Genomic DNA, 16666 nt, shown 5'->3' with positions numbered 1-16666 from the left:
GGCAAAATCCCGATTCGCATTCAGCCGAATCGGGATCCCGTGTCGCAAATTCCGTTTTCATGAACTGTCTAGGTCAGAAAAGCGAAACTGCCACTTTGTACCCCGTACGGGATTTGAACCCGTGTTACCGCCGTGAGAGGGCGGCGTCCTAGGCCGCTAGACGAACGGGGCTTAGAACTTTTCATCCGCGCGCTGCGGACTTGTTAAACAATACACTAGACGTGGATAGTAACTGCAAATCCGCAGGTTAAGGCATTAAATCCCTAGCGTTTTCGCATTGTTGGCCAGCTCGTTTGCAAGCTCCGCTTCATCCATTTTTCGCAAGGCCGCAACCTCGGCGACAGTTTCCCGCAACGCAGCGACTACCTCTGCAGCGACCGCTTCCACCGCGTCACCGCTTCCAGGCTCGCGCGGAAGGTCTGTCTCCAGCAAGAGCCTATCGACGGGCACCTGCGACACATAGGCCCGTTCGCGCTTTGTCCGCAACATGAGCGGGTTGACGGAGATATAACCACCGGCGCGGATCAGCCGCGTCAGTTCATCGCTAGTGCCACCGAAGCGGTGAAAGATGGGCACGAAGGTCTCGCCTGGTGCGACGCTGGAGCTGGTGTCCAAACGTGGTTCGATTAGGCCAAGCACCACACCAGCACTCCGAACCGTGTGAATGGACAGGATATGTGACAGGCTCGAGGCTTGGACAGCATCGAGGATGCCGGTGAGGACATGGATTTGAGTCTCGGCGGGAACGTCGTCAAGCCTGCGGGGCGCGAAGTCCAAGCCGATCTCACCGACGAAACGGGTGTGTGGAAGGGCCTCGCGAAATATCTCAAGCTCGCGCTCGTAGTTGCCGTCGATATACCACGGGTGATAGCCGACTGCGGCCATGGGGAGATTTTCGCGCTCTAGCTCGACAAATCCGGAGGGGCGGACTGTCTGCGCGATGATCTCCACGCCTTCCTGCGCAATATCGGCTTTGAAGCACTCGCGCGAAGCCGGTGGCAGGAAATCGTAGTGAAAGTGGGTATCGATGAGCCGCATCATTTTTCCGTTGGTGGCTGGTTTTCGTCGGCCGGACCGCCGATGCGCGGGGCCAGCGGGGTTTCCTCGAACCCGAGCAGACGGCGAATGACCTTTCCGGCCAGCATCTGCCCCATGATTGGCGGTATGTAGCTCATGGTACCGAGGGTTTCCGCCTTGGTACCGCTGCCCTTGTCCGCAATTCTCACTGGCTCTTCGGATGAGTACAGCACCTCAAGACCGCGAATGCGTCGGCGGATACACACCTGACGGACGACCTTCGCCAGCGGACAGACCTTTGTCTTATTGATTTTCGAGAAGGTCAGCCGAGCTGGGTCGAGCTTATTTCCGCCGCCCATAGCGGAAATGAGGTGGACACGATTTTCCGCGCACCACTGCGCGATCTCAATCTTGCCGGTGACATCGTCGATAGCGTCGATGATGTAATCCGGACGCGGGAACTGCTCGAAGGTCTCCGCCAGGTTTTCGCGTGTGAGAAAAATCTGGCGGGCATAGGTCGTACAATCCGGGTTGATATCGGCAACCATCGCCTCCATGACCTCGGCTTTGACCCGGCCAATCGTGGAGACAAAAGCCAGCGCCTGACGGTTGAGATTGCTCGGCTCCACGACATCACCGTCGATCAAGATGAGGTTGCCCACGCCGCCTCGGGCAAGAGCTTCGGCACAACTCGACCCCACGCCTCCGAGTCCGACAACCATGACGGTAGATTCAGCTAACGTTTCTAGCCCCTCCTCCCCTAGGAGAAGCTTCAGTCGTGCGAAACGTTCACTGGTCATAGTCGCCCCTGGTCATAGTCGCCTCGATTCTTAAAAAACAAAAACTCCCCAGCCGACTGACTGGGGAGTAACTTTGTACCCCGTACGGGATTTGAACCCGTGTTACCGCCGTGAGAGGGCGGCGTCCTAGGCCGCTAGACGAACGGGGCTTAGAACTTTGCAGTTAGTGAATACATTCAACAATGAACTTCTTCACTGCTGGCCTACCAGGACTCGAACCTAGAATGACGGTACCAGAAACCGTAGTGTTGCCAATTACACCATAGGCCAATAAAGACTGGCGCTTTCACGCTGTCTTTGTACCCCGTACGGGATTTGAACCCGTGTTACCGCCGTGAGAGGGCGGCGTCCTAGGCCGCTAGACGAACGGGGCTTAGAACTGAATCCAACCCAACTGAGTGAGCGAATTCCGCTGGCCTACCAGGACTCGAACCTAGAATGACGGTACCAGAAACCGTAGTGTTGCCAATTACACCATAGGCCATCGCTGCTGAACGCAACGAGGAATAATATAGCCAATTCGCGCTAACAAGAGCAAATCACCTGGTCAAAGGCTCGTTTAAATTCGCGAGTTCCCCACAGCCCACCTCAGCAGTGCATATAACTAACGCAGTCCCAGATCGAAAGCCCATTCGATCGCAGCTCAAAGCCGAACCGCCCTTCAGGAGACACTTCGTGGTGAAGCGGCTGGTAAACAGCCGACACACACCAAAAAACCAGACCTGAAAGGCAGGCACCATGACTTCCCCAACAACGACGGCAACAACCGCCCCCATCACGCTCGAGCTGGAGTTCTCCGACATCACGGAGCAAATGAACGGCACCATCGGTCGTGTCATCGGCACTGTCACTATCCGTCAGTTCGCGAAAATCATCTCGGCCCTTAACCTCGACGCCAACCCACGCGTGTCCCGCACCGGCCGCATCACCGATGCCATCATGGAAACCATCGACACCACACCGGAGCTCTTCGCCTACAAATCCAAGGGTGTGCTCCTGGCCTCCACTCAGTTCACCAGTGAAGACAATCTCTACCGCTTCACCTTCAGCAACCGTCGCATCGAAGGCATCCTCGACGGCGGTCACAACTCGCTGGCTATCGCACTGTTCGTTCTGGGCAAGCTCACTCCACCACCTAGCCGCAAAATCAAGACGTGGTCCGAAATGAAGGAGGTCTGGTCGGAGCGTACGGAAGAAATTGAGGAATTGCTTGCCGACGAAAGCCTCACCGAGCTCGATGCCCGTGTTCCGGTAGAGGTACTCGTGCCCGGCGCTCGGGACGAGGACACTGTGCAGGACTTCTCCGATGCACTGCTCGATATCTGTGCCGCCCGCAACAACAATGCGGAGCTCAAGGCGGAAGCAAAGCTCAATCGCGCCGGCTACTTTGACGATCTGAAGCATGCCCTGCCTCAGGGAATTAGCGACAACGTGCAGTGGCGCACCAACGATACTGGTCGACTAAAGGTGGGCGATGTCATCGCTATGGCGTGGATTCCGCTGTCTTGTATTGACCTGCCGAAGGATGCCGACGGGAAGCAGATTGAAGCACCGACCCCCACCAGCCTCTACTCCGGCAAGGCCAAGCTGCTTGACCGCTTCGAGGATGTCATGAGCTCACCGGAGGTCACTAAGCCCAGCACTGAAAGCATCAATGAGCGCACCGAAGAGGTCGTTCTCTACAACGAGAAGGTCCGCAGCGCATTGAACCTCACGCGTGACTTCATCGATATTTTCGAGCGCATCAACGCAGAGCTACCCGATCTCTACAACAAAAGCGGCGGTAAATTCGGCGGCATTGATGCTGTTGACAAGGCCAATAAGAAGAATCCGCGGACCGGCAAGACTCCACAGAAGTACTCGAAGTTCTACCGCCAGCCCATCGGCTACGCGATTCCGGACGGGTTCATCTACCCGCTCGTGTACGCCTTTGCCGCACTGCTCAAGCGAAACGAGGACGGCACGGTCCACTGGGGAACCGACTGGCACGATTTCTTCAACAACCACATGGGGTCGCTGGTCAAGGATTACCGCGAAACCTCCATGAATATGCTGAACCGCGACCCGCAGAAGGTGGGCAAGGAAGCGGGCTCTTACACGAACCTGCTTCGCTCAGCCCAGCTCGCGCTCTTTACTGAGCAGCAGTAAAAGGAGTGACCTCGAGCGCCTTGCGCAGTCGGCCCAGGCTGCGGCTGCGACCAAGCAGCTCCATGGACTCGAACAGCGGCGGCGATACCTGCGCACCAGTCACGGCCACGCGCACCGGGCCAAAAGCCTTGCGTGGCTTCAGCTCCAGGTCCTCGATGAGGGCCTTCTGAAGTGCAGTTTCAAGCTTCTCGGTGACGAAGTCCTCTTCGCTGAGCGGCTCCACAGCTGCAATGGAGGCCTCCAGGACAGCGACGGCGTCTTCCTTGAAGTTACGGCGTGCCGAGCGCTCATCGAAGGTGAACTCGTCCTCTTCCACAACTAGGAACTTCGAGAGGTCCCAGGCGTCGGAAAGCGTCTTCACACGGGTCTGCAGCAGCGTTGCCAGGAAAGCGAACTTATCCGCCGGGTAGTCGGCCGGGAAGTCAAAGTGGCTTTCCAGGTACGTGCGCAGACGCTGCTCGAAGTCGTTCGGATCGAGCATGCGGATGTGGTCCGCGTTGATAGCGTCGGCCTTCTTCTGATCGAAGCGAGCCGGGTTGGACAGCACATCGTGGATATCGAAGGCCTTGACCATCTCGTCCATCGTGAAGATGTCCTGGTCGCCGTCCATAGACCACCCCAGCAGTGCCAGGTAGTTCAGCAGACCCTCGCGGATGAAACCGTTATCGCGGTGGATGAAGAGATTGGACTGCGGGTCACGCTTGGACAGCTTCTTATTACCCTCGCCCATAACGAACGGCAGGTGACCGAACTCCGGGGTGAACTTGGCGACACCGATGCGCTTCAGCGACTCGTAGAGAGCGATCTGGCGCGGGGTCGATGGCAGCAGGTCCTCACCACGCAGGACGTGAGTGATCTCCATCAGGGCGTCATCGACCGGGTTAACCAGGGTGTAGAGCGGTTCACCGTTGGAGCGAGCAATGACGAAGTCCGGAACCAGGCCGGCCTTGAACTCGATACGACCGCGCACGAGGTCGTCGAAGACAATGTCCTCGTCTGGCATGCGCAAGCGAATCACCGGCTTGCGACCCTCTGCACGGAAGGCTTCCTTCTGCTCCTCGGTCAGGTTACGGTCGTAGTTGTCGTAGCCCAGCTTCGGGTCACGGCCGGCTGCCTTGTGGCGCTCCTCAACCTCTTCAGCGGTGGAAAAGGCCTCGTAAGCTTCACCAGCGTCAATGAGGCGCTGCAACACATCGGCGTAGATGTCCTTGCGCTGCGACTGGCGGTACGGGCCGTGCGGGCCGCCGACGTCGATGCCCTCGTCCCAGTCAATACCGAGCCAATTCAGGGCCTCGATGATTGCCTGATAGGACTCTTCGGAGTCGCGAGCGGCATCGGTATCTTCGATGCGGAAGACCAGCTTGCCACCAGTGTGACGGGCATATGCCCAGTTGAACAGGGCGGTGCGGATGAGGCCAACGTGCGGGGTACCGGTTGGCGACGGGCAAAAGCGTACGCGAACATCTGACATGCTTTCCCACGATACCCGCCCTCCCACCTGCAGGCATGCATAGGGTTTTACATAGGGTTACAGAGTCCATTCCCCAGCCACTTCGCCGGCGTATCCAGCGGCGCGCAGCCGCTCAACCCAGCTGCGCAGTGGCGCCTCACCGGTGCCCGGCGCGCCGCGGCCTGGGAAATCGGCAATCTGGACGTGCGCCGGCAGACTCACTCTTCCGGTCTCCACATCAGCGAGCCAAGCATCCACATCGATGCCATTGGCCGCAAAATGGTAAAAGTCCGCGAGCACGCCAGCACCAGTCTGTTGCGCTAACTCCTCGGCCTGCCAGGGATCTGTAATGGGGTAATCGTCCATCCCGGACAGCGGCTCAATCAACGCGCGAACGCCGCTGAGCTCCAGCTGTGCAGTAATCTCGGTCAGCCTTTGCAACTGCAAGTCCGTTAGCTCCCCCGAGCGCCCCAGCAGCACGTTAGAGCATTTCAGCCCCGTGGCTCGCGCGATCTGGCTAACTGCCTCCAGGTGCCCCGTGGGCAGCCCGTCTGTATCGAGCACTCCTCTCTGCCCCGTTGCCATGTCCCCTCCCCACAGGTTCATGGCATAAAGACCAAGGCTGTCGTCAAAGAGGTTACAAAAAGCGGAAACCTCATCGGGTGCGGGCACTGCGAGGTCAAATGGCCACCAGAATTCCACGGCCGCGTAGCCGTCGTCACGCGCGGCGTTGACGGCGTCGTGCGGGGACATGTGTGCGTAGACCGTAGAACAGTTAATAATGGTGCTCATGACCAAAACGGTAGTAGTAACTGGTGGCGGCGCGGGCATTGGTCGCGAAATTGCTCTGACTTTCGCCGCCGATGGCTGGCACGTGCATATCTGCGGCAGGCGTATCGACGCGCTCGAGACTGTTGCCGCCGAAGCGGACAACATCACCTACTCCAGGTGTGACATCACCGACCCAGAGCAGGTCCGTGCGATGTTTGAGAACGCGCAGGTGGCTACGGGAACCATCGATGTTGCGGTGCTCAATGCGGGGCTGCCCGGCACGCCCGCGGAGTTTGGAGAGACCGACATTGAAGACTTCCGGGCGGTCATCGATACGAATGTGGTCGGCTCGTACCTGTGTGCACGCGAGGCTTTTTCGCGGATGAAGGCGGGGTGCGAGAGGAAGACAGGGCAAGCGGGCGGCCGAATCCTGGTCAATTGTTCTATCGCGGCGCAGGTGCCGAGAGCGCACACGGCGGCGTACGCGACGTCGAAAAGCGCGCTTGCCGGAATGACCCACGTGCTTGCCCTCGACGGACGCGAATACGGCATTACGGCAACGCGCATTGATATTGGCAATGCGCAGACTGACCTGTTGGGGACGTTCACAGGCAGCGAGCCGATGTTCGATGCCAAGCAGGCTGCGGAAACTTTCCTCTACGCCGCGAATCTGCCGGCAGGTGCCGTCATCGATCAGCTTACGATTACCGCTGCGGGTATGCCCTTTTTGGGCAGGGGTTAGCCTGCCCCTTAAACTGGAGCACAACTGGGTTTAGATTGAGGAGGCGGGTTAGGGCTATGTCCATGGAAAACCACCCCTCTCTGGGCGGCGGAAACGAGGAAGAGCAGCAGGAAAAGTCTCACCCGTCGAACGAGCCTGCAGCGACTCCGAAGCGTTCGACGCGCTGGGACACGTCCCGCCCAACCACCGCTCCTGATTTTTTGCTCTCCCGTGCGCACGGCTCCATCCGCACACAAGGTATTGAAGAGCAGATTTCCGACCCCTGGCTCGCGGCCGAGGGACTGCACTCGGGCATTCACAAGATGGTGGTCGGCGCCCTGCCCTTCGACTTGGACAAGCCCGCCGCCCTGACCGTTCCCCGGGAAGTCATCCGCTCCTCGCAGCCGCTGGAGCCACCCGCGCACTACCGCTGGAACGCACCGAAGCCTCACGCCAGCATCGTCGCTTACGATCCCCCGCTCGACGAGCACGCTGAGCGCATCGCCGCAGCCATCCGCACCATCGAGTACTCGGCGCTGGAAAAGGTCGTGCTCGCGCGCGCTGTGGAACTCGAAATCGATCCCCCGATTGACCCACTCCTACTCGCATCGCGGCTTATCGACGGATCCCCCAACCGCGATGGCTTTGTCGTGGATCTCTCTCCCGCCGGTTCCGATTATGAGGGCAAGTTGCTCATCGGTTCTTCCCCGGAGATGCTGGTCCGCCGTACAGGCGACATCGTTGAGGCATTTCCCTTGGCCGGGTCGCTGCCGAGATCCCGGAATGAAGAGGTGGACCGGGCGTCGGCTCGTCGTTTAGCGGACTCGCGCAAGAACCTGGATGAACACGCCTTCGTTGTCGATGACATCGCCGACAACCTGGCGCCGCTGTGCAGTTCGCTGGATGTTCCGGACAGCCCCGAGCTGATGAGCACCGCCGAAATGTGGCACTTGGCCACGCATATCCGCGGTCGGTTGAAGGATCCGTCGCTGTCCGCGCTGGATTTGGCGCTGGTGGTGCACCCGACACCAGCCATTTGTGGCACGCCGACGGAATCCGCCTTCGGCGTCATTCAGGCCGTAGAGACTGACCGCGGCTTCTACTCGGGCGCTGTCGGCTGGTGCGATGAGAATGGTGACGGCGAGTTCGTGGTCTCCATTCGCTGTGCCGAAATCGACACTGAGGGGTCCGTGGCACGACTATGGGCCGGAGGCGGCATTGTGTCGCACTCCGACCCAGAAGAAGAAGTCACGGAGACCAGCGCCAAGATGGGCACTGTACTCCGCGCTTTTGGAGTTAAGGGCGCTTAAGCCAGGGCGCATAGGCCCTAGCAGCTTAAGCCCTGGCAGCTTAAGCCCGCTCCACAGGGTTGGCCAGCTTGCCGATACCCGGGATCTCAATCTCGATGCGGTCACCCGGGAACATCGCAGCGGTACCGGCCGGGGAGCCGGTGCAGATGACATCACCCGGCAGCAGCGTAATCGAGGCAGTGATGAACTCGATAATCTCCGGGATGGACATAATCATCTGGTTGGAGTTGGAATCCTGCTTGGTCTCGGTAACACCCTCGTGAGTCAGGTGCGCCTTGATTGGAAGCTCGTTGTAGTCCAGCTCCGTCTGGATCCACGGGCCCAGCGGGCAGAAGGTATCGATGCCCTTTGCGCGCGCCCACTGACCGTCGGCGAACTGCAGGTCACGGGAAGAAACATCATTGACGATGGTGTATCCGAAGATCACATCGTGAGCGTTTTCCTTCTTGACGTTCTTGCACGGCTTACCAATAACCAGTGCCAGCTCGCCCTCAAACTCGACGTTAGTGGCGAAATCCGGAATGCGAATCGGCGCTTCCGGACCAATAACGGCCGTCGGCGGCTTAATGAACATCGTCGGCGGCAGCGATTCTGCCGACTTCTTGAACACCTCGGCGACGTGGTCAGCGTAGTTACGACCAATAGCGATGACCTTCGACGGCAGCATCGGGGCAAGCAGACGTACGTCGGCAAGCGGCCAGGAACGACCAGTCTTATTCAGCTGACCGAAAGGGTGCCCTTCGATCTCGTGCAAAGTAACTTCACTGCCTTCGCCCTCGACGAGCGCGAAGCACATGCCCTCTGGGTGGGCGATTCGAGCAATACGCATAAAAATAGGGTACACGTCACATTGCGATAATTATGCAACGACCCCCACTCTCTATACTCTGCGCTCTAAACTCCGCGGGATTCCTGCGCAAGCCACACCAGCGCACAGGCCAGCGCATCGTTGAACGCGTGATGGGCCTTAAAACGGGGAATGCCGTACTTGTCGCACAGTGACCACAACCGCAGCTCATCACGGACCGGCTCGCGGTTGGCTCGCAGAATTGCGTCGTACTCACGTGTCATAGTGTCCGCCACCGGCACATCAAAACGCGCATCGAAGTACTTCCGGCACAACGGATCTAGGAAACCAACTTCCATCCGCGCGTAGTGCGCCAGCAGCTTCCGTCCCCGTAGAGCTTCTAACAGCTTGCCGACGGCCACCTCTGCCTCTACCCCGGTTGCGACCATGTCGTCGGTAAGCCCATGCACCGTCGCCGACTCGCCGACGCTCACCTCCTCGCGCTCTGGGCGAATGAGAAGGTGACCCGACTCTTCCAGCACGATGTCGCGGCCTTCGACGGCAACCCAACCGATGGAAAGCAACTGATCTTTGGAGGGATCCAGACCGGTGGTTTCCACATCGACCGCGAGCCAAGCATTGTCGCGGATAGGTGCGTCCAAGAGTTTCTTGCGGGGTTTGAAAAACTTCAACATTGCGCGCTCACGACATCGCCCGGATGGGATACTTCGCCCCGAGGCTCTGCTGCAACTTGCGGATAACACCAAACGCATCGCGCAGGTGCTCGCGTTCCAGGCTGGAGAGACGCTTCGGGTAGATGTGGTTATTCGGCTGCTCGCCAGCGTTGAACTGGGCCTGCTGGTGATGAAGCTGCACCGTGCACAGGAACTCGAACGCATCCGCCAGATCCTGCGCACCCTGACGGCTCACGCTTCCGGCACCCGCACTCGCCGCCAAGCGTTCACGCGTCGACAGCTGTGGCAGGCCGGCCGCCACAGTAAATAGACGCGCCATCTGCACCACAGCAGCAGTTCCCCCCTTTTTGATGTCCAGGGTCTCTGCGTGATCGCCGCCCTTTTCCAGCACTAGGCCCCGGAAGAAGCCGAGCGGCGGCTCCCGCCAGGCCGCGAGCTTGGCCAAGTGCGCATGCAGGCGCTGCGACCCCTGAGCCAGCGGCAGGTAGGCCGCACGAAGGCTCTCTACCAGTTGCACGTCGCCCGCTACCCCACGCATGTCGAAGAAGGTCTGTGCATGTAACAGGGCCTCTGCCTCCGGTGCCGTAATCCACCCGTGGAAAGTGCGCAGCCACTGCGACTTGGTCATCCGCCACGCAGGATTGCTGGCCATCATGTCCCCTGGACAGAGCGGATAACCGACTCGGTCGAGGTTGGTGCAAATCTCGTCGCTAAGCGCGGCGAAATAGTCAGCATGAGCGTCGGCGTCGTAATCGTCGGCGAGGACCAGCGCATTGTCTTGATCGGACGCGAGCCCCATCTCTCCGCGCCCATGCGAGCCCAGTACTGCAAAGGCATAGCTAACCGGTGGCGGCCCAAGCTTTTCCTCCGCAAGCGCCACCAGGCGTCGGGTGACAGCATCGGCCACGGCGGTCAGCAGCTTGGCGACCTCCTCCCCCGAATCACCTCGGTCAATAAACCGGCCCACAATCCGCCGTGCGTTCTGAGCAATCTCCGCAATCTCGGAGATATCGCTCTTTCGCGCCAGCGTCGCCGTCGCGTACACGGGATCGGTGTGCAGACTGCGCAGGAGGTCGCCAATGACAATCATGCCGACCACCCGCGTCCCATCGTGCACCGGCAGATGATGGTAACCGCGCTCGGCCATCAGCAGCATGGCCTCGAAGACCAGCAGGTCGGGACTGATAGTTTCCGGGTTCCCGGTCATCACTTCGCTTACGAGACTCTCCGCCGGCTTGGCTTCTGCCAGCACTCGACGACGGAGGTCACGGTCAGTGATGATGCCGACGAGCGAGCTCTGGTTGGCGCCTGCAGACTCCATCACGAGCAGACTGGAGACATTCCGCTCCGTCATAATCTGCGCCGCCTCTTGTACTGTCGCATCAGCACTGCAGGTCACCAGCGATGTTTCCATCAGGTCCGCAACCCGTGTGCGCAACGACTCCGATGCCGCAGTACTCCGCAGCTTCGATGCCACTGCGCGAATGCGCGCGTTTTCACCGCCGTAATAGCGCCGGACCTCTACGAACTGGTCATTGAGCTGGTCAAAGACCTCCTTGGAGATCACCAGGAATACGCAGTCCTCCACTGCCGTCATCGTGTACAGCGAGGGGTCACTGCTCAGCAGTGTCGAATAGCCGAAATGATCTCCCACATCTCGCCTGTCCAACAGCGTGCCAGCTGGGTCAAAGAGATCCACCATGCCGGAGCGAATAATGAAACAGCTGTTGTTATCCGCACCCGCCCGGATAATCTCCGTTCCACGACGGGCATAGCGCATGGCCAAAAGCGGTGGGATAGTCGCGCGCTCTTCATCGTTGAGGTCCGAAAAGGGGCGAGTATGGCTGAGGAAGTCTGCGATTTCCGCAAGCTCGACGGTCATGGGGTCAATTATCCCCTATTTTTGCTCCCAATAGGACTGATTTGCGGGAATACTCGACCTTATGACCAATTCCACACACAGCGCTTCAATAAATCCCGAATGGCCGCTCGACGCCCACATCCTCGGCAGGATGGACAAGCTCGCGGCACTCGTCGCCACGCTTGACGACGACACCTTCAACGCAACCCTCCCCATCCCAGCCATTAACTCCCTGGCCGTGCTGTTACGACATGTGACCGGATCCGCGAGGTTCTGGCTCGAGCGCGTCTGCCTTGGGCGTGATTATGTCCGTGATCGCGATGGGGAGTTTTCTGCTCATTGCAGTGTTTCGGAAGGGCTGGAGATTTACCACCGTGACCGCGCGGCCATTGAATCCGCGCTGGTGGAGTTGCAAGGCGCGGACCGCGCTGGTGCTCCTGCTGTTATTCCTACCGATAAGGACCGTTGGTGGTGCGGCAGCATCGAAGGCGTGATCGTGCATGTCTTCCACGAGGCGGCTCAGCACCTGGGACATGCGGAGATTACGAGGGATGCGCTAGTGGCAGGACTGGGAGGGGATGATTCCGATAACGGCGCAGGAAGCTCATCCCCATACCCCCTTGACACCATCATCGATGTACTTCGCCAGGTCGGACATGCGTCGGACTTCATCGAGCACACCGCCGACGGTAAGACTCACATCACTACCGTCGATGGCAAAACTGTGATTGCCTAGCCCTCTCCCTCCCTATTTTTTACTGCGCTACTTCAAAGCAGCAGCAATGCGGTCGCCAACTTCAGTGGTCTTAATCGGGCCACTACCGCGAGTAGCCATGTCAGCTTCCACAGCAGCCTCGATGCGCTGGGCGTCTTCCTCACGACCCAGGTGGCGCAGCATCATGGCACCCGACAGAATGGCTGCCGTCGGGTCCGCGATCCCCTTGCCAGCAATGTCTGGCGCGGAGCCGTGAACGGGCTCGAACATGGACGGGTTGGCATTGGAGGCGTCAATGTTGCCGGACGCCGCCAGGCCGATACCGCCCGACACTGCACCAGCCTCATCAGTAATGATGTCGCCAAAGAGGTTGTCGGTGACGATGACGTCGAAACGCGAAGGATTAGTGACGAGGTAGATCGTCGCAGCGTCGATATGCGAGTAATCGACATCTACCTCTGGGTATTCCTTAGCGACCTCATCGACCGTGCGCTGCCACATACCGCCACCGTGCACCAACACATTGGTCTTGTGGACAAGGGTCAGCTTCTTACGACGGGTCATAGCCAGCTCGAAGGCATAGCGGACGACGCGCTCAGCACCGAAGCGGGTATTGACGGAGGTCTCGTTGGCAACCTCGTGTGGCGTGCCAACGCGAATTGCACCGCCGTTACCTGTGTAGGCACCTTCGGTTCCCTCGCGGACGACCACGAAATCAATTTCGCCCGGGTTCTTCAGCGGTGACTCGACACCCGGGAAGAGCTTGGAAGGACGCAGGTTGACATGGTGATCCAGCGCGAAGCGCATTTTCAGCAGCAGGCCGCGCTCGAGAACACCCGGAGGTACGTTCGCCGGGTCACCGATGGCACCGAGCAGGATTGCGTCGTGCTCACGCAGGGAGTCAAGGTCAGCGTCGGTAAGCAGTTCGCCATTGCGCAAGTAGCGACGCGAGCCGAGGTCGTACTCGGTAGTGTCGAACTCGCCGATAGCAGCCTTGAGCACCTTCAGCGCCTCTGCCGTAACTTCCGTGCCGATGCCATCACCCGGGATGACGGCGATCTTCAGCTTTCCTACCTCAGTCATTTTTGAGATACCCTTCTCACTATATGGACACAAATGAGTGTAGCAGAACCTAGCGCTCACTCCCCGTCACTGTCTGCGCGATTTTTAACATCTCCATCGTTTTCACAATCCACCCCGCCTACTGCTCTCTCCTTTTCCAAATCCCGCCGCACCTTATCCACTAGGCCGCGGAGACTGTCATGCAATTTGCGACGTTTCTCATTGTGCTCAGCCAGCGCAGCGGTCTTCTTTTCAGTCTGCGAGGCAAAGGTGTAACGACCATGCCCAGTGTGCTCTTTCTCCGACTGCGCAAACGGCCCTTCATCACAAGAGAGGAACGTCCAAGCTTCGATCCCATCATCACCTCGAACAACTCGCCACATACCGGCAGTTTTGAGGTTGTGGTGCCTTCGACAGAGACAATGGAGATTATCTGTGTGCGTGACCCCTTCCTTTTGCCGCTCACCACCGGAAAGGCTGTGATCAAATTCCACAATATGGTCGATATCGCACTTTTCCGCGGGGACATCGCATCCAGGAAAACTACACACACCGTCACGGGCACGCACGAATGCACGCTGAGACTCGGAGGGCCGATACCCCTCAACCGCACTATCCCCCAGCACCCGCAATGTCGATACCCGCTTCAGCCAAGACTCGGCCACCAGCGAAGAAAGCCAACCTGCGCCAGCGAGCCACACTGGAGTGTTTTCCGGTTCGCCATCCTCCCCGGGAGAGAGCACTCGGAAGAGTTCCAGATTCACCTCCACCTCACAAGTACCGCGTAACGCATGCATGAAAGCTGCCGCGCGACTCACTTTCATCTTCTTAGCCACTGCGTCGATAATTGCAAGGGCTTCCACTGCATGATGCCGCTCGAGTACAGTAGTCAGTGTCGTAACTCCAGCGTCACCATGTTCATCAACTGCGATAAACTCCTTAGCCGTCATACGATCGCCGAAGTAGTCGAGAGCCGCAGCTTGAACCTCCCGTACCTCCTCCGACTCCACGGGATTATCCGCCGACCCTCCATCCGCCTCGACCTGGTATGCCGCCGCATCAATTGCAGCATCTACGGTCGCCTCCACATTCCGGGCCAGGACCCTATCAGCCTGCAACCCAGCGACATCCACATCACGTGGCCGCACTTCCGGAGCACACTCACCAATCACTCGCTGCACCCGCGTTGCCATCGCACGCACGCCACGGAGTGCCTCCCCGTCGCGCCTAGGCTTAACGACGTCCACGAGACCCGACTCCACTGCGTCAACCTTGTCATCGGCTACAGGTCGGGTATGTTTACCAAGCATTGCTAAATGCCTCATCGACAAATGCCCGCGCTCCTGACACATTTCCGCTAGTTGCGGCATACGTCCAAGCATGTAGCCAATTTCCATATATTTGTTCACTTCGGCGCGTGAGATTCCAAGCACCACCGACCAATAAGCCAAATGAGCTTCGACATCGCCATCATCTGGTGGTGCGACCCGCTGAGCGATAACCATCTCCAGACGATTAATCTCGCGCATCACTTCAGCGAGCGAATGAGCCCTCACCTCATGGCTGAACCGAAATTCCCCACACGATTCCAACTCTGACATTGCACTGTCCCCTCCCTAACGAGGTCCCCTAACGAACAGTTCTTTATCAATTCGCCCACACCATATCCCCCACCCCGGATTCAAACCGCTGCGCACCCCAAAAATCTCCACATTACTCGAACACTATTTCGAACTAAAGCCGAAAGAAAATCCCGCCCTACGACGCAAACTTCGTCGTAAAGCGGGAACCGCACTAGAAACCTAGTCGACCGGCTTCATGGAACCGTTTTCGAGGAAACGACGGTGGAAGTCATAAGAAGTACCCAGGTCATGCGGAGTATGCAGGTACGGGGTGACCCTCTCAGCACGCTCAACGTATTCGAGCAGCGCCTCCTTGTACATCGGGTGCGCACACTTCTCAATGACAACACGGGAACGCTGACGCGGCGCCAGCCCACGGAGGTCAGCCAGACCCTGCTCAGTGATGATGACCATCACGTCATGCTCAGTGTGGTCAACGTGAGAGACCATCGGCACGATTGCGGAAATGTCGCCATTCTTAGCCAGCGACGGGGACACAAACGTAGAGATGTAGGCGTTTCGGGTGAAGTCACCGGAACCGCCAATGCCGTTCATCATGCGGGAGCCAGCCACGTGAGTGGAGTTGACGTTGCCGTAGATGTCAGCCTCAATCATGCCGTTGGTGGTAATCAGCCCCATGCGGCGGACCAGACCCGGGTTGTTGGAGATGTCCTGCGGACGCAGAACAATCTTCTCGCGGTAGTCAGCAGCATTCTCATTCATACGAGCTGCGTACTCCGGGGACAGCGAGAATGCGGTACCGGAAGCCACGGTCAGCTTGCCAGCATCCATCAGGTCGACCATGCCGTCCTGGATAACCTCAGTGAAGGAGGTCAGGTTCTCATACTTGGAGTCGAGCAGGCCTGCGAGCACAGCGTTCGGAATGTTACCGACACCCGACTGCATCGGCAGCAGGTTCTCCGGCAGACGACCGGCCTTGACCTCCCCATCGAGGAAGTCGAGCAGGTAGCCGGCAATGGCCTTAGAGTCATCGTCCAGCGGCTTGAACGGCGAGTTACGGTCCTCGGCGTTCGTCTCGACGACAGCGACAACCTTATCGACATCGATCTGAACATCCGGAGTGCCGATGCGGTCCCCCGGGTTCACAATCGGAATCTCCTTACGGTTCGGAGGCAGCCCAACACTGTAGATGTCGTGCATACCCTCGAGATCCTCGGACTGCCAGGAGTTGACCTCAATAATGATCTTCTCTGCAGCATTCAAGTAAGAAATGCTGTTACCAACCGAAGAGGAAAGAATCAGGGATCCATCGGCCTTAATGCGAACAGCTTCGACCACAGCAACATTGACCGGGCCAAAGAAGCCCTGCTCAGTCATCGGGCCAGAGTGCGACAGGTGAATATCACTATAGAAGGCATCGCCTGCATTAATACGGTTACGCATTCCCGGGTCGGACTGGTACGGCATACGCCACTCAACACCATTGGCCTTCGCCAGCGCACCATCAAGTTCCGGAGCGGTAGACGCGCCGGTCAAGACCTTAATCTTGAACTCGTCGCCACGCTCGTGAGCGGCCTCCATGCGCTCAGCGAGAGCCGGCGGGACAACCTTCGGGTAGCCAGCACCGGTAAATCCGGCAAAGCCCACCATGTCTCCGTGGTTAATGAACTGCGCCGCCTCCTGCGCGGTCATCACCTTGGATTTGAGGCCGGCATGGGCAATACGATCTGACATGAACTCACCTTT

General features: G+C 58.7%; 14 protein-coding genes and 5 tRNA genes. 4 read left to right on the top strand and 15 right to left on the bottom strand.

From position 1 onward, the window contains the following. Positions 1-98: 98 nt before the first annotated feature. The 7 genes from HMPREF2878_RS04680 to HMPREF2878_RS04650 all read right to left on the bottom strand — a co-directional run bounded on the left by HMPREF2878_RS04680 (position 99) and on the right by HMPREF2878_RS04650 (position 2301). Positions 99-171: transfer RNA gene (locus tag HMPREF2878_RS04680), tRNA-Glu, on the bottom strand. A gap of 84 nt (positions 172-255) precedes the next feature. Then, positions 256-1041, bottom strand: coding sequence for a TatD family hydrolase (locus tag HMPREF2878_RS04675; protein ID WP_246821811.1), 786 nt, complete (start codon positions 1039-1041; stop codon positions 256-258). Beyond that, entirely contained in the window at positions 1038-1817 is a 780-nt protein-coding gene (locus HMPREF2878_RS04670) for a tRNA threonylcarbamoyladenosine dehydratase (RefSeq protein WP_048735404.1), read from the bottom strand. The genes HMPREF2878_RS04675 and HMPREF2878_RS04670 overlap by 4 nt, the downstream gene beginning before the upstream one ends. Positions 1818-1893: 76 nt before the next feature. After that, positions 1894-1966 (bottom strand) — tRNA-Glu (locus HMPREF2878_RS04665). Between the two features lie 49 nt (positions 1967-2015). Beyond that, positions 2016-2087: transfer RNA gene (locus HMPREF2878_RS04660), tRNA-Gln, on the bottom strand. Between the two features lie 30 nt (positions 2088-2117). After that, a tRNA-Glu gene (locus HMPREF2878_RS04655) sits at positions 2118-2190 on the bottom strand. Between the two features lie 39 nt (positions 2191-2229). Further along, positions 2230-2301 (bottom strand) — tRNA-Gln (locus HMPREF2878_RS04650). Between the two features lie 254 nt (positions 2302-2555). Here HMPREF2878_RS04650 and HMPREF2878_RS04645 point away from each other — a divergent pair. Next, a complete protein-coding gene (locus tag HMPREF2878_RS04645) occupies positions 2556-3965 on the top strand; it encodes a hypothetical protein (RefSeq protein ID WP_241482129.1) in 1410 nt (469 codons plus the stop codon). On the opposite strand, the gene gltX is transcribed toward HMPREF2878_RS04645, so the two are convergent. Both gltX and HMPREF2878_RS04635 read right to left on the bottom strand, forming a co-directional pair. After that, entirely contained in the window at positions 3949-5436 is a 1488-nt protein-coding gene (gene gltX, locus HMPREF2878_RS04640; protein WP_070652919.1) for a glutamate--tRNA ligase, read from the bottom strand. The two genes, HMPREF2878_RS04645 and gltX, sit on opposite strands and share 17 nt — an antisense overlap. A gap of 57 nt (positions 5437-5493) precedes the next feature. Then, positions 5494-6207, bottom strand: coding sequence for a TIM barrel protein (locus HMPREF2878_RS04635; protein ID WP_070549659.1), 714 nt, complete (start codon positions 6205-6207; stop codon positions 5494-5496). Between HMPREF2878_RS04635 and HMPREF2878_RS04630 the strand changes: the two genes are divergently transcribed. Together HMPREF2878_RS04630 and HMPREF2878_RS04625 are read left to right on the top strand one after the other, a co-directional pair. After that, positions 6206-6928, top strand: coding sequence for an SDR family oxidoreductase (locus HMPREF2878_RS04630; protein WP_070652918.1), 723 nt, complete (start codon positions 6206-6208; stop codon positions 6926-6928). The two genes, HMPREF2878_RS04635 and HMPREF2878_RS04630, sit on opposite strands and share 2 nt — an antisense overlap. Positions 6929-6984: 56 nt before the next feature. Then, positions 6985-8217, top strand: coding sequence for an isochorismate synthase (locus HMPREF2878_RS04625; protein ID WP_070549661.1), 1233 nt, complete (start codon positions 6985-6987; stop codon positions 8215-8217). 40 nt (positions 8218-8257) lie between these two features. Here HMPREF2878_RS04625 and HMPREF2878_RS04620 read toward each other — a convergent pair whose 3' ends face one another. From HMPREF2878_RS04620 to HMPREF2878_RS04610, 3 genes are all read right to left on the bottom strand, one after another. After that, on the bottom strand, positions 8258-9046 hold the full coding sequence (locus HMPREF2878_RS04620) for a fumarylacetoacetate hydrolase family protein (RefSeq protein WP_049172137.1): 789 nt from the start codon (positions 9044-9046) through the stop codon (positions 8258-8260). A gap of 65 nt (positions 9047-9111) precedes the next feature. After that, positions 9112-9666: a 3'-5' exonuclease gene (locus tag HMPREF2878_RS04615; RefSeq protein WP_246821108.1), complete on the bottom strand. Its 555-nt coding sequence runs from the start codon at positions 9664-9666 to the stop codon at positions 9112-9114. A 40-nt stretch (positions 9667-9706) separates the two neighbouring features. Next, complete coding sequence (locus HMPREF2878_RS04610) at positions 9707-11581, bottom strand: DUF294 nucleotidyltransferase-like domain-containing protein (protein WP_070652917.1); 1875 nt, start codon at positions 11579-11581, stop codon at positions 9707-9709. A gap of 61 nt (positions 11582-11642) precedes the next feature. On the opposite strand from HMPREF2878_RS04610, the gene HMPREF2878_RS04605 reads away from it, so the two are divergent. After that, entirely contained in the window at positions 11643-12296 is a 654-nt protein-coding gene (locus HMPREF2878_RS04605; RefSeq protein ID WP_070652916.1) for a mycothiol transferase, read from the top strand. Between the two features lie 27 nt (positions 12297-12323). Here HMPREF2878_RS04605 and HMPREF2878_RS04600 read toward each other — a convergent pair whose 3' ends face one another. From HMPREF2878_RS04600 to HMPREF2878_RS04590, 3 genes are all read right to left on the bottom strand, one after another. Beyond that, positions 12324-13340 (bottom strand): 3-isopropylmalate dehydrogenase, encoded by a 1017-nt coding sequence (locus HMPREF2878_RS04600; RefSeq protein WP_141753112.1) that lies wholly within the window; start codon positions 13338-13340, stop codon positions 12324-12326. Between the two features lie 74 nt (positions 13341-13414). Further along, complete coding sequence (locus tag HMPREF2878_RS04595) at positions 13415-14938, bottom strand: HNH endonuclease signature motif containing protein (RefSeq protein ID WP_070652914.1); 1524 nt, start codon at positions 14936-14938, stop codon at positions 13415-13417. A 201-nt stretch (positions 14939-15139) separates the two neighbouring features. Continuing rightward, positions 15140-16654 (bottom strand): acetyl-CoA hydrolase/transferase family protein, encoded by a 1515-nt coding sequence (locus HMPREF2878_RS04590; protein ID WP_070605060.1) that lies wholly within the window; start codon positions 16652-16654, stop codon positions 15140-15142. Between the last annotated feature and the right edge of the window lie 12 nt (positions 16655-16666).

Origin of the sequence: Corynebacterium sp. HMSC065H09 (assembly GCF_001812845.1) — a bacterium.
Taxonomy (GTDB): Bacteria; Actinomycetota; Actinomycetes; order Mycobacteriales; family Mycobacteriaceae; genus Corynebacterium; species Corynebacterium jeikeium_D.
This window is presented reverse-complemented; position numbering and strand designations above follow the sequence as displayed.